We start from the raw sequence: 13,298 nt of genomic DNA, 5'->3' as shown, positions 1-13,298 counted from the left end.
CTCGCAATCGCCGCTCCAGCACCGACCGCCCGGTCGGAATGTGTCGCTGAAAACCGCACTCGCACAGGTGTCGTCCATCGAATCCTGCCGCTGCCCAACATTTCGGCGCGGCCCGCTTGCACCTCGTCGAAACCAGTATCGCACAGCTTCAAAAAAAACAAACCGAGCACCAAGCGCTGCGGGCCGCCGGGTATCACACAAGTGAGTCGATTATGCGACTTTTCAAGATGACTTGCTTGGACGGCAGCACACACGCAAAGCAGGAATTACCCTACGAATGCGCTCTTTGCAACGAGCTTAACGGCTATCCCAAAAATTCCTTGACACCCGATTTAAGAGATTTAACAATCAAACTGGCACTTTTTTCCGGGGGCCAACCACGGACGAAAAAAGAGGCCGAGGTGAGCTTGTGAGGAGGGGGCGGTTCACATTGTGGGGTGTGCCGTCGAGCTTTTCGAGCGTGCTCTGGGTGCGACAAGAGTTAGAGGGGAAGTACGAATGTCTACTGGTACGGTCAAATGGTTCAACGACGCGAAAGGCTACGGATTCATCACGCCCGATGAAGGCGGCGAGGATCTGTTCGCACATTTCTCGGCGATTCAAATGAACGGTTTCAAGACGCTCAAGGAAGGCCAGAAGGTCAGCTTCGAGATCGTCCAGGGACCGAAAGGCAAACAAGCTTCGAACATTCAGGACGCTGCCTGACCGTTCGATCGACTTAGCCTCGTGAAACCCGGCCTTCGCGCCGGGTTTTTTCATGCCTCGCGCGTTGCACGCATATGAGGCATGTGCACGAAATAAAAACCCCGGAAGGCGTAGGCCTTCCGGGGTTTTTATTTACCACATCGAATCGAGGTGAGTCCTCACATATTCTCGATCATCACCTCTCCGAAACCCGAACACGATACTTGCGTCGCGCCTTCCATCAAACGCGCGAAGTCGTACGTGACGCGCTTCGAAAGAATCGACTGCTCCATCGACGAAATGATGCGGTCCGCGGCCTCGAACCAGCCGAGATGGCGCAGCATCATTTCGGCGGACAAAATTTCCGAACCGGGATTCACGTAGTCCTTGCCCGCGTATTTCGGCGCCGTGCCGTGCGTCGCCTCGAACATCGCGACGGAATCCGACATGTTCGCGCCCGGCGCGATGCCGATGCCGCCCACCTGCGCCGCGAGCGCGTCCGAGATGTAGTCGCCGTTCAGGTTGAGCGTGGCGATCACGTCGTATTCGGCGGGACGCAGCAGGATTTGCTGAAGGAACGCATCGGCGATCACATCCTTCACGACGATATCGCTGCCCGACTTCGGATTCTTCACCTTCATCCAAGGGCCGCCGTCGATCAGTTCCGCGCCGAACTCCTTCTGCGCGAGCGCGTAGCCGTAATCGCGGAAGGCGCCTTCGGTGAACTTCATGATGTTGCCCTTGTGCACGAGCGTCACCGAGCGGCGATCGTTGTCGATCGCGTACTGGATCGCCTTGCGCACGAGCCGCTCCGTGCCCTCCCGCGAAACGGGCTTGATGCCGAGTCCCGACGAATCAGGGAAGCGGATCTTCTTCACGCCCATTTCTTCGCGCAGGAACTTGATGACCTTCTTCGCTTCGGGCGAATCCGCCGGCCATTCGACGCCCGCGTAGATGTCTTCCGAATTCTCGCGGAAGATCACCATGTCGATCTTCTCCGGTTCGCGCACCGGCGACGGCACGCCCTTGAAGTAGCGCACCGGACGCAGACACACGTAGAGATCGAGTTGCTGACGAAGCGCCACGTTCAGCGAGCGGATGCCGCCGCCGACGGGCGTCGTGAGCGGCCCTTTGATCGACACGATGAAATCCTTCACCACTTCGAGCGTTTCGTCCGGCAGCCACACGTCGGGGCCGTAGACGCGCGTCGCCTTTTCGCCCGCGAAAATTTCCATCCATTGAATCTTGCGCTTGCCGCCGTAGGCCTTCTCGACCGCCGCATCGACGACCTTGATCATCACCGGCGTGATGTCGACGCCCGTGCCGTCGCCCTCGATATACGGGATGATCGGCTGATCCGAGACGTTGAGCGAGAAGTCCGCGTTGACGGTGATCTTGTCACCGCCTTCCGGAACCTTGATGTGCTGATACGGCATGGTCGACTCCAAATAAGGCCGGGCTTGAATGGAAGCAAGCAAACTGGATAGAGAGCGATGCGATGCAGCATGCGCGAGCGATGAACCCGCGCGATGAAGTTCACTTCATCATTCTAACCATGCTGGCTTGTCCCGGCGCGCCCGAAAGCCGCCGCGCGCATGCTTTAAGATGCCGCATCCGATCACGCCGCGCGCCTCGCATGTCACTTATCGCCCTGAACAAGCCCTTCGGCACCATCTGCCAGTTTTCGGCGCACGAGACGCGCGCGTCGCTCGGCGACTGGGTGAAGACGCCGGGCGTGTATCCCGCGGGCCGGCTCGACGCCGATAGCGAAGGCCTGCTCCTCCTCACCGACGACGGCGCGCTCCAGGCCCGCATCGCGGAGCCGCGTCACAAGCTGGTAAAGCGCTATTGGGCGCAAGTCGAAGGCGCGCCCGACGAAGCCGCGCTCGCGCGTCTTGCGAAAGGCGTCGATCTCGGCGATTACGTGACGCAGCCGTGCCGCACCGCATTCGTCGACGAACGCGACATCGAAGCGCTCTGGCCACGCAATCCGCCGATCCGCTATCGCGCCGCCATCCCGACGACGTGGATCGAGCTCGCCATCACCGAAGGCAAGAATCGGCAGGTGCGGCGCATGACGGCTGCAGTCGGCTTTCCGACCTTGCGGCTCGTACGCGTCGCGATCGGCGCGCTCGATATCTTCACGCTCGGACTCGCGCCGGGCGAGACTGTCGAGGTCGCCCCGCGCGCGCCGTGGCAGCGCGTTCGTTGAATCGCATTCAACTATCCTGAATATCGGCCGTGTGCATCGCCGTGTGCATCGTTTAGTGCGATGTGTTTAAACGTGCTGTCATCGAGATCGAGTAGCGCATATCGCGCCGCCGATATTTTTTTGTCGCCGCGCAATTTTCTCTGTAAATCGCGTCAACCGACTCTTCACGCGACGCGTTAAGGGCGTCAGATGCCGCATAAAGCTATCCGGCATGAGCGAATAACTGATTACAACTACCTGTGTGCTCCAGGGAGTTTGAAAGGTTCAAGCGTTCACAGTCGCATCGAATTTGAATTATCGATGTCGAGTGTCAACCGAAAGGTAGGTGGCTCGTTTACCGACATGACTCAATGACCGGGTCGTTTGGTTAATTAACTCAAGCTGAGGATTCACAGATGAACAAACTGATCGCTGCTCTCGTCGCTGGCCTGTTCGCAACCGCTGCTTTCGCACAAGAAGCTTCGGCACCGGCCGCTGCTGCTCCGGCAGCTGCTTCGTCGGCTCACAAGTCGGCTCACAAGAAGACGTCGCACAAGTCGTCGAAGTCGCACAAGAAGGCAGCCGCTGCGTCGGCTCCGGCAGCCGCTTCGGCAGCTCAGTAAGTTTTTTGTAAGAGGCGGTATAGCGAAGTCAAGAACGAGCATTACCGCCGTCCTTACGGCGTTCAAAGGGCAGATGGCCGCAAGGCGTCTGCCCTTTTGTTTTGTGCCTGCGCATCGAGTAACATGCGCGGGGTTTGTCCGGCTCAGGCGCAAGCCATCGATCAGAAAGGGAGCTTTGCCGTGAATCTCGTCTCGCGCTTCTTCAATCAACAAATCAACCTCGGCAAGCTCGCGCGCGCATGCGTGATCGCGCTTGCCCTGCCCTTCGCCGCACTGCCGCTCGCACAGGCGCAGACGATGCCGCCCGGCGCCAAGCAGCCGTCCGACTTTCCGCGCGCAAAGCTGACCGCGGGCATGTATGTGATCGACGCCGCCGTCGCCGCGAACGATGCCGATCGCGAGCAAGGTCTCATGTATCGCACGCAGCTCGCACCGAACGAAGGCATGCTCTTCGTGTTCAATGAAAACGCCGTGCATTGCTTCTGGATGAAGAACACGCTGATCCCGCTGTCGATCGCGTTCATCCGCGCGGACGGCACGATCACCGACATCGACGAGATGCAGGCCGAAACCGAGAACAACCACTGCCCGCGCAACAACGGCGTGTATGCGCTCGAAATGCCGAAGGGATGGTTTGCCGCGAAAGGCATCAAGCCGGGCACGCAGATCAAAGGCTTGCCGCGCGCGCAGTAACGCGCTTCTTGCCCGCCCGAACAACCGGCGTCGTCGCACGACACGCCGGTTTTTTTGCGTCCGGGAAGTCGCTTGCGCCGGGCTGGCAGGATTCCTGCAAAGAGCCTGCCGACGCGCTATCCTAAAAAGATTCGGCGCGACGCATTCGCGTTGGCTTCACACGCCGCGCCGACTCAAACCACAGGAGGTTCACGTGCCCCGCAAGACTCCCATCGAGCGCTATCGGAATATCGGAATCAGCGCTCACATCGATGCCGGCAAAACTACGACTACCGAGCGCATCCTTTTCTACACCGGCGTGACGCACAAGATCGGCGAAGTGCACGACGGCGCGGCCACGATGGACTGGATGGAGCAGGAGCAGGAACGCGGCATCACGATCACCTCCGCGGCAACGACGGCCTTCTGGAAAGGCATGGCCGGCAATTATCCGGAACATCGCATCAACATCATCGATACGCCGGGGCACGTCGACTTCACGATCGAAGTCGAGCGCTCGATGCGCGTGCTCGATGGCGCGTGCATGGTCTACGACTCGGTCGGCGGCGTGCAGCCGCAATCGGAAACCGTGTGGCGTCAGGCGAACAAGTACAAGGTGCCGCGCATCGCGTTCGTCAACAAGATGGACCGCGTCGGCGCGGACTTCTTTCGCGTGCAGCGGCAGATCGGCGACCGGCTGAAGGGCGTCGCGGTGCCGATCCAGATTCCGATCGGCGCGGAAGATCACTTTCAGGGCGTCGTCGACCTCGTGAAGATGAAGGCGATCGTCTGGGACGACGAGAGCCAGGGCATCAAGTTCACCTACGAGGAAATTCCCGACAACCTCAAGGATCTCGCGCACGAGTGGCGCGAGAAGATGGTCGAGGCCGCCGCCGAAGCGAGCGAAGAGCTGCTCGAGAAGTATTTGGAAGACCACAACAGCCTGACCGAGGACGAGATCAAGGGCGCGCTGCGCAAACGCACGATCGCCAACGAAATCGTACCGATGCTCTGCGGCAGCGCGTTCAAGAACAAGGGCGTCCAGGCGATGCTCGACGCCGTGATCGACTACCTGCCCTCGCCCGTCGACGTGCCCGCGATTCTCGGCCACACGGAAGACGACGAGGAAGCGGAGCGTCATCCGAGCGACGACGAGCCGTTCTCCGCGCTCGCGTTCAAGATCATGACCGACCCGTTCGTCGGGCAGTTGATCTTCTTCCGCGTGTATTCGGGCGTCGTGAATTCAGGCGACACGGTCTTCAATCCGGTGAAGGACAAGAAGGAGCGCCTCGGCCGGATTCTGCAAATGCACGCGAACGAGCGCAAGGAAATCAAGGAGGTGCGCGCGGGCGACATCGCGGCGGCCGTCGGTCTCAAGGAAGCGACGACCGGCGACACGCTTTGCGATCCGCAGAACGTCATCATCCTCGAACGGATGATCTTCCCTGAACCGGTGATCTCGCAGGCCGTCGAACCGAAGACGAAGGCCGATCAGGAAAAGATGGGCATCGCGCTGAACCGTCTCGCGCAGGAAGATCCGTCGTTCCGCGTGACGACCGATGAGGAATCGGGCCAGACGATCATCTCCGGCATGGGCGAGCTGCACCTCGAGATTCTCGTCGACCGGATGAAGCGCGAGTTCGGCGTCGAGGCGACGGTCGGCAAGCCGCAGGTCGCGTATCGCGAGACCGTGCGCAACAAGGTCGAGGATGTCGAAGGCAAATTCGTCAAGCAGTCGGGCGGACGCGGGCAGTACGGTCACGCCGTGATCGCGCTGGAGCCGGACCCCGGCAAGGGCTACGAGTTCGTCGACCAGATCAAGGGCGGCGTGATTCCGCGCGAGTTCATCCCCGCCGTCGACAAGGGCATTCAGGAAACGCTGAAGGCCGGCGTGCTCGCGGGCTATCCGGTCGTCGACGTGAAAGTGCGGCTCACCTTCGGCTCGTATCACGATGTCGATTCGAACGAAAACGCGTTCCGCATGGCGGGCTCGATGGCCTTCAAGGAAGCGATGCGCAAGGCGAAGCCCGTGCTGCTCGAACCGATGATGGCCGTCGAAGTCGAGACGCCCGAGGACTTCATGGGCAACGTGATGGGCGATCTCTCGGGCCGGCGCGGCATCGTGCAGGGCATGGAGGACATCGCGGGCGGCGGCGGCAAGCTCGTGCGCGCGGAAGTGCCGCTTGCCGAGATGTTCGGCTACTCGACGTCGCTGCGCTCGCTGACGCAAGGCCGCGCGACCTACACGATGGAGTTCAAGCATTACGCGGAGACGCCGTCGAACGTGTCGGAAGCGATCATCAATTCGAAAGCGAAATAATCGCGATCGAACCGTGTAGTATCGGAAGTCCGTTGCTCGCTTCCTTGATGGCGGCAACGGACTTTTTCATATCCGCAGACCATACACGGGCATGAGCGACATGAGCGATCCACATCAGCACATCGATTGGCGCGAACACGGCGTCAAGGTCATCAAGGGCGATCAGCTCGACACCAACACGCCGCAGACGCCCGGCATGAACCGCGCGGCTGCCATCAACGCGGCGCGCGTCGGCGCCCAGAAAATCTGGGCCGGCACGGTCACGATCCATCCGAATGCGAAAACCGGCGCGCATCATCACGGCGCGCTCGAAAGCGTCATCTATGTCGTGCGCGGCCAGGCGCGCATGCGCTGGGGCGAGCATCTGGAGTTCACGGCCGAGGCCGGTCCCGGCGACTTCATTTTCGTGCCGCCTTATGTGCCGCACCAGGAAATCAACGCGAGCACCGCCGATCCGCTCGAATGCGTGCTCGTGCGCAGCGACAACGAAGCGGTGGTGGTGAATCTGAACATCGATGCCGTCGAGAAGCCCGAGGAAGTCTATTGGGTCGATCCGATTCACAAGCATCCACACGATCACTGAAAAGCGCACGGGCGCGTCATGGAGCGGCGCGTTCCTTGCTAGCGATGCCCGAATGCACCTCGACGGCGCGGTCGAGCCGATCGCGCGTGGGCGACGGCCAGCAAACAACGACAACGGAAAAGCACACGATGAAGAAACCTTCGACCGACGCGCATCTTCTGGAACTGGCCCGCCCTCGCGCGGGCGAACTGGGCAATCACGCGATCGACGAGTTCATGGCCGGACGCCTCACGCGCCGCGAGTTGCTGCGCCATGCGAGCGTGCTCGGCATCGCGCTCACGGCGGGCGGCATCTTCGGTATGCCGGGCGCGCGGGCGCAAGGCGCGGGCAAGCCGGGCGGCACGATCCGCGTCGCGCATCTGATGCCCGCGGGCGCCGTCGATCCGCTCACCGTGACGGATGCGTCGGGGCTTGCGCTCATCAATCAGACCGGCGAATTTCTCGTCGACGACGACAGCGAACATCTGACGCTCAAGCCGGCCCTCGCGCTGTCGTGGTCGTCGAATGCCAAGGGCGACGTGTGGACGTTCAAGCTGCGCCCGAACGTGAAGTTCCACGACGGCCAGCCGATGACCGCGAAGGACGTCGTCGCGACCTTCAACCGCCTGTCCGATCCGGCGACCGGCTCGGCTGCGCTTTCGGTGCTGAAGGGCGTGCTGTCGAAGGATTCGGCGAAGGCCGTCGACGATCACACCGTCGAGTTTCATCTCGACGCGCCCAATGGCAATTTCCCGTATTACGTTTCCTCGGATACGTATAACGCCGTGATCCTCCCGGCGAATTTCAGCGGCCCTTACGAGAAGACGTTCATGGGCACGGGCGCGCTGAAGCTGGAGAAATACACGCCGAAAGTGGGCGCATCGTTCGTGCGCAATCCCGACTACTGGGGCGAGAAAGCGCTGCCCGATCGCGTGCAGTTTTCCTTCTACGCGGATCAACAGGCGCAGCTTCTCGCGATGCAAGGCCGCCAGGCCGACGTGATGGGCGACTTCACGGTGCAAGGCGGGGTCGCGATGCTGACGAATCCGCAATTCAAGGTGCTCGGCACGAAGTCGAGTTCGCATCGGCAATTGCACATGCGCTGCGACATGGCGCCGTTCAAGGACAAGCGCGTGCGTCAGGCGCTCGCGCTCGCGATCGATCGCGAAGTCATCGTGAAGGGCCTGTTCCGCGGCCGCGCGCAAGTCGGCAACGACAGCCCGTTCGCGCCGGTTTTTCCGTCGAGCGATCTCAGCGTGCGGCAACGCAAGATCGACATCGCGCAGGCGAAGAAGCTGATGAGCGATGCCGGCGTCGCGAACGGCTTCGACGTCACGCTCACGACCGAAAAGTACATGGAGATTCCCGATCTCGCAGTCGTCGTGCAGAACGCGGCGAAGGCGATCGGCATACGCATCCAGTTGAAGGTCGAGAGTCAGGACCTCTATTACGGCTCGGGCACGTTCGGCAAGTCGGACTGGCTCGATTCGCCGCTCGGCATCACCGATTACGGGCATCGCGGCGTGCCGAACGTGTTCCTCAACGCGCCGCTGACGAGCGGCGGCACCTGGAACGCGGCGCACTTCAAGAATCCCGAATACGACAAGCTCGTCGCGCAGTTCGTCGCGGCGCTCGACGTCGCGTCGCAGAAGAAGCTGTCCGCGCAGATTCAGCATTTGCTGCTCGACGAAACGCCGGTCGTCATCCCCTACTTCTACGACCAGCTGATCGTCACGCGCGCCAATGTCTCCGGCGTGCGCTTCAACGCGATTTCGCAGATGTGGTTCGACCGCGCGACGATCTCGGCGTAAGCGAATGAGCACGATCACGCCCACGGCGCACGTCGCCGACTTCGCCCGAATGAAGCGCATCGCGCGCTTCGTCGGCGTGCGGGTCTTGCTCGCGCTCGTCACGCTGTGGCTTCTGTCGATGATCGTGTTCGCGGGCGGCCAGTTGCTGCCCGGCGACGTCGGCCGCGCGATTCTCGGCCCGCTCGCCGACGCGCGCGCGGTCGCCGCGCTCAACCATCAGCTTGGCGTCGACCGGCCGCTTCTCACGCAGTATTCGAGCTGGATCGGCCATTTCCTGCGCGGCGACATGGGCGAGTCCTACGCGTTTCGCGCGCCCGTGGCGCCGTTCATCGGCAACGCGCTGTGGAATTCGGCGAAGCTCGGCGCGCTCGCGTTCGTCGTCGTGGTGCCGCTCGGCATCGCGGGCGGCGTGTACGCGGCGCTGCATTCGGGACGATGGATCGATCGCGTCATCAGCATCGGCGGATTGACGGCGACGGTGGTGCCGGAATTCGTCTCGTCGATCGTGCTGATCCTGATCTTCGGCGTCTGGCTGCAATGGCTGCCGATCGAAGCGACCGCGCCTGCCGACGCGGGCTTCTTCACGCAACTCGAACATCTGATCCTGCCAGTGCTGCCGCTCGTCTTCGTGTTCTTCGGCTACATCGCGCGGATGGCGCGCGCGGGCACCGTCGAAGCGCTCGACGCCGATTACACGCGCACCGCGATCCTGAAGGGCTTGCCGCAGCGCGTCGTGATCGTGCGCCATGTGCTGCGCAACGCGCTTTTGCCGACCGTCACCGTCGCCGCGACGCAGCTCGGCTACATGATCGGCGGACTCGTCGTCGTGGAAACGCTGTTTCACTACCAGGGCATCGGCTCGCTGATCTACAACGCCGCAAAAGCGAAGGACTTTCCGATGCTCGAAGCGGGCGTGTTGACCATCGGCGTGATCTATACGGCGGCGAATCTGATCGCCGATGCGCTCTACGTCGTGCTCAATCCGCGCCTGCGCACCGGGGAAGCGAAATGAGCACGGCGGCCGCTATCGCACCGAAATCGCGCCGCTTCGAAGCGTTGAGCGCGCTCGTGCGTTCCGCGACCTTCGATATCGGCGTGCTGATCCTGCTCTTCTGGGTGCTGTGCGCGCTCTTCGGCCACTGGCTCGTGCCGCACGATCCCTACGCGTCCGATCCGCTCAACTCGCTCGTCGCGCCTTCGGGCGATCACTGGTTCGGCACCGACCAGCTCGGTCGCGACGTGTTCGCGCGCGTGATCGTCGGCTCGCGCGACATTCTGACGATCGCGCCGCTCGCGACCTTGCTCGGCACGGCGGCGGGCACGGCGCTCGGGCTCGTCGTCGGCTATTTCGACGGCTGGGTCGACGCCGCCATCGGCCGCGTGATCGATGCGCTGCTCGCGCTGCCGCTCGTGATCGTCGCGCTGCTCGCGCTCGCCGCCGTCGGCGCGAGCAACACGACGGTGATCCTCGTCATCGGCCTCACCTTCGCGCCGATCACCGCGCGCACCGTGCGCGCCGCCGTGCTGAGCGAGCGCCATCTCGACTACGTGCTCGCGGCGCAATTGCGCGGCGAGAACGCGCTCTACATCATGTTCGCGGAGATTCTGCCGAACGTGCTGCCGCCGATCATCGTCGAGGCGACCGTTCGTCTCGGCTACGCGATCTTCGCCGTCGCGACGCTGTCGTTTCTCGGCTTCGGCATTCAGCCGCCGTCCGCCGACTGGGGTCTCGCCTTGTCCGAAAGCTATACGCTGATGGCGGGCGGCGCGTGGTGGACCGTCGTCTTCGACGCCGCCGCGATCGCGTCGCTGGTCGTCGCGGTGAATCTCGTCGCGGATGCCGTGCAAGGAGTGCTCGACCGATGAACGGACCGCCGCCATCGGCTTTTCCCACGTTCGGCGCCGCGAAAGGCGATCAGGCCGACGCGCTCACGGTCGTCGGCCTCACGGTCGCGTACCGTTCGCGCGGACGCGAACGTGAAGTGCTGCAGGACGTCACGTTGCGCGTCAAGCGCGGCGAGGCCTACGGGCTGGTCGGTGAATCGGGCTGTGGCAAGTCGACCGCCGCGCTCGCGGTGCTGCGCTACTTGCCGCGCAACGGGCGCGTGAAGGCTGGCCGCATGTCGATCGCCGGGCGCGACGTCGCCGCGCTCGACGCCGACGCGCTGCGCGGCATGCGCGCGACCGCCGTGTCGATGGTCTATCAGGATCCCGGACGCGCGCTGAATCCGTCGCTGACGATCGCGCGGCAAGTCTCCGAAGCGTTCGAAGTCACGGGCGCATCCGCCGACGAAGCGCTGTCGCGCACGGCCGACATGCTGAGACGCGTGCGCATCGCATCGCCCGAACGCGTGATGGAGAGTTATCCGCATCAGCTTTCGGGCGGGATGCAGCAACGCGTGGTCATCGCGATGGCGCTCGCGTGCAATCCCGAACTGCTGATTCTCGACGAACCGACCACCGGTCTCGACGCCACCGTCGAAGCCGAAGTGCTCGATCTCATCGCGCAATTGCGTGCGGAGTTGGGCACGGCCGTGCTCTTCATCAGCCACAATCTCGCGGTGATCGGGCGCATGTGCGATCGCGTTGGCGTGCTGTACGCGGGCAAGCTCGTCGAGGAAGGCACGACCGCCGACGTGTTCGCCAAGCCGCGTCATCCGTACACGGTCGGCCTGCTGCGCTGTCTGCCGCGTGCGGGGCGCGCCAAGGAAACGGGCCGGCTCGACACGATTCCAGGCTCCCTCCCGCTGCCCGGATCGATCACGCAGGGCTGCATTTTCGCGCCGCGCTGCAAGCTCGCCGACGAGCGTTGTCTGAAGGACGCGCCGCCGCCGTATCGCGTGGCGTCGGCGCACGGCGATCAGATGGCGCGCTGTCACTATCACGAACGCGCGGAAACGCTGCCGCGCTCGGCCGACGAAGCGCCGGTGCCCGTCGCCGATGCCGACGGTGTCGATCAGCCGCTCGCGCTATCCGCGCGCAATCTCTCGAAGACATTCCGCGTCGGCGATGAAGACGTGCGCGCCGTCCACGATGTCTCGCTCGATCTCGTGCAGGGCGAAACGCTCGGGCTCGTCGGCGAATCGGGCAGCGGCAAGACGACGCTCGCGAAGCTGCTGCTCGGCCTCGTATCGCCCGACAAAGGCGCGTCGCTCGAACTCGACGGCGCCGCGCTGCCCGAGCGCGTGACCCGGCGCAGCGAAGAACAGGTGAAGTCGCTGCAGATCGTCTTTCAGAACCCGGATTCCGCGCTGAATCGCGCGCATTCCGTGCGGCAACTGATCGCGCGTTCGCTGTCGAAGCTCGCCGCGTTGCACGGCGAAGCGAAGGAACAGCGCCTGCACACGCTGACCGAAGCGGTGCGTCTGCCGGAGCGCTATCTGAGCTCGCGCACGCGGCAACTGTCGGGCGGATTGAAGCAGCGCGTCGCGATCGCGCGCGCGTTCGCGGGCGATCCGCGCGTCGTCGTGTGCGATGAACCGACTTCCGCGCTCGATGTCTCCGTGCAGGCCGCGATCCTCAATCTGCTTGCCGATCTGCAGCGCGAGCGCCGCGTCTCCTACGTGTTCATCTCGCACGATTTGCATGTCGTGCGCTATCTGTCGGACCGCATCGCCGTGCTGTATCTCGGGCGCATCATGGAGATCGGGCGCGCGGCCGCCGTCTTCGACGGACCGCAGCATCCGTACACCGAAGCATTGCTGTCGTCGGTGCCGTCGATCGACGGGACGCACGCGAAGCGCATCCGGCTGTCGGGCGAGTTGCCGAGCGCGGCGAATCCGCCTTCGGGCTGCGTGTTCCATACGCGCTGTCCGCGCAAGATCGGCGAAATCTGCGAAACCGAAACGCCGCCGTGCCGCGACGCCGGAGACGGTCACGCGATTCATTGCCACATTCCCGTCGACGAATTGCGCACGCTGCAGCGTCAGGCGCGCTGAGGCTTTCGTCGGAACCAAAGCGGCGTTGCGCGCCTCTCATCGGTTCAACCTTCAAAACAACGAGGATTCAACCGATGAAACCCGCCCTCTCCGCCGCGCTTTGCGCACTGACTTTCGGCGTCGCGACGGCCGCGCAGGCGCAGACCGCACCACAGGCTCCGGCGCCCGGCGCGTCCGATCCGACTTTCTCGGCCTACGCGCTCGCGCAGCAATGCGCCGCGAAGTCCGACAACACGGCGCAAGGACAATGCGTGGGCGCGGTACGCGGAATCGTGCGCGGTTATCAGTACGGCGTGCTGTTTCTGTCGCAGCGCACGTCGCTGCCCGATGGCGAGACGAAGCGCGTATCGCTGTGTCTCGCGGACACGACCGTGTCGTCGATCGTCGACGACTTCCTCGCCGATGCGAAGCAGGTCAACGAAGCCGATCTGAGGCGCACGCCCGCGGAAGTCGCGGTGCTCGGCTCGGTGCACGCGCATCACGCGTGTACGTGATCC

Annotated in this window: 12 protein-coding genes; 11 read left to right on the top strand and 1 reads right to left on the bottom strand. The window is 63.2% G+C overall.

Annotated elements, in window-relative coordinates; translation table 11 throughout:
• Positions 1-498: 498 nt before the first annotated feature.
• Complete coding sequence (gene cspD / locus QCE49_RS02590; protein WP_008351201.1) at positions 499-705, top strand: cold shock domain-containing protein CspD; 207 nt, start codon at positions 499-501, stop codon at positions 703-705.
• A gap of 158 nt (positions 706-863) precedes the next feature.
• Here the strand turns inward: cspD and icd are convergent, their stop codons facing one another.
• Complete coding sequence (gene icd / locus QCE49_RS02585; RefSeq protein WP_008351202.1) at positions 864-2,120, bottom strand: NADP-dependent isocitrate dehydrogenase; 1,257 nt, start codon at positions 2,118-2,120, stop codon at positions 864-866.
• Positions 2,121-2,320: 200 nt separating this feature from the next.
• Here icd and QCE49_RS02580 point away from each other — a divergent pair, with 200 nt between their 5' ends.
• The 10 genes from QCE49_RS02580 (at position 2,321) to QCE49_RS02535 (ending at position 13,295) form a co-directional block, all read left to right on the top strand.
• Positions 2,321-2,896 carry a pseudouridine synthase gene (locus QCE49_RS02580; protein WP_250458207.1) on the top strand — a complete coding sequence of 192 codons (576 nt, stop codon included), beginning with the start codon at positions 2,321-2,323 and terminating at the stop codon, positions 2,894-2,896.
• Between the two features lie 395 nt (positions 2,897-3,291).
• Entirely contained in the window at positions 3,292-3,498 is a 207-nt protein-coding gene (locus tag QCE49_RS02575; protein ID WP_075583544.1) for a hypothetical protein, read from the top strand.
• Positions 3,499-3,621: 123 nt separating this feature from the next.
• Positions 3,622-4,191, top strand: a complete 570-nt coding sequence (locus tag QCE49_RS02570) for a DUF192 domain-containing protein (RefSeq protein WP_008351215.1) — start codon at positions 3,622-3,624, stop codon at positions 4,189-4,191.
• Between the two features lie 193 nt (positions 4,192-4,384).
• Complete coding sequence (gene fusA, locus QCE49_RS02565) at positions 4,385-6,490, top strand: elongation factor G (protein ID WP_008351216.1); 2,106 nt, start codon at positions 4,385-4,387, stop codon at positions 6,488-6,490.
• 100 nt (positions 6,491-6,590) lie between these two features.
• Entirely contained in the window at positions 6,591-7,073 is a 483-nt protein-coding gene (locus QCE49_RS02560) for a cupin domain-containing protein (RefSeq protein WP_033537126.1), read from the top strand.
• Between the two features lie 128 nt (positions 7,074-7,201).
• Positions 7,202-8,863, top strand: coding sequence for an ABC transporter substrate-binding protein (locus QCE49_RS02555; RefSeq protein ID WP_250458206.1), 1,662 nt, complete (start codon positions 7,202-7,204; stop codon positions 8,861-8,863).
• Between the two features lie 4 nt (positions 8,864-8,867).
• Positions 8,868-9,875, top strand: coding sequence for an ABC transporter permease (locus QCE49_RS02550; RefSeq protein ID WP_250458205.1), 1,008 nt, complete (start codon positions 8,868-8,870; stop codon positions 9,873-9,875).
• Entirely contained in the window at positions 9,872-10,729 is an 858-nt protein-coding gene (locus tag QCE49_RS02545; protein ID WP_008351220.1) for an ABC transporter permease, read from the top strand. Before QCE49_RS02550 ends, QCE49_RS02545 begins: the two co-directional genes overlap by 4 nt.
• Complete coding sequence (locus QCE49_RS02540; protein ID WP_250458204.1) at positions 10,726-12,801, top strand: ABC transporter ATP-binding protein; 2,076 nt, start codon at positions 10,726-10,728, stop codon at positions 12,799-12,801. Before QCE49_RS02545 ends, QCE49_RS02540 begins: the two co-directional genes overlap by 4 nt.
• A gap of 74 nt (positions 12,802-12,875) precedes the next feature.
• Positions 12,876-13,295: a Rap1a/Tai family immunity protein gene (locus QCE49_RS02535; protein ID WP_008351222.1), complete on the top strand. Its 420-nt coding sequence runs from the start codon at positions 12,876-12,878 to the stop codon at positions 13,293-13,295.
• The last annotated feature ends 3 nt before the right edge of the window (positions 13,296-13,298 follow it).

Origin of the sequence: Caballeronia sp. LZ008 (genome assembly GCF_031451435.1) — a bacterium.
In the GTDB taxonomy this organism is placed as follows: domain Bacteria; phylum Pseudomonadota; class Gammaproteobacteria; order Burkholderiales; family Burkholderiaceae; genus Caballeronia; species Caballeronia zhejiangensis.
Note: the sequence above shows the minus strand (reverse complement) of the source record. Positions and strands in the feature narration are given on the sequence as shown.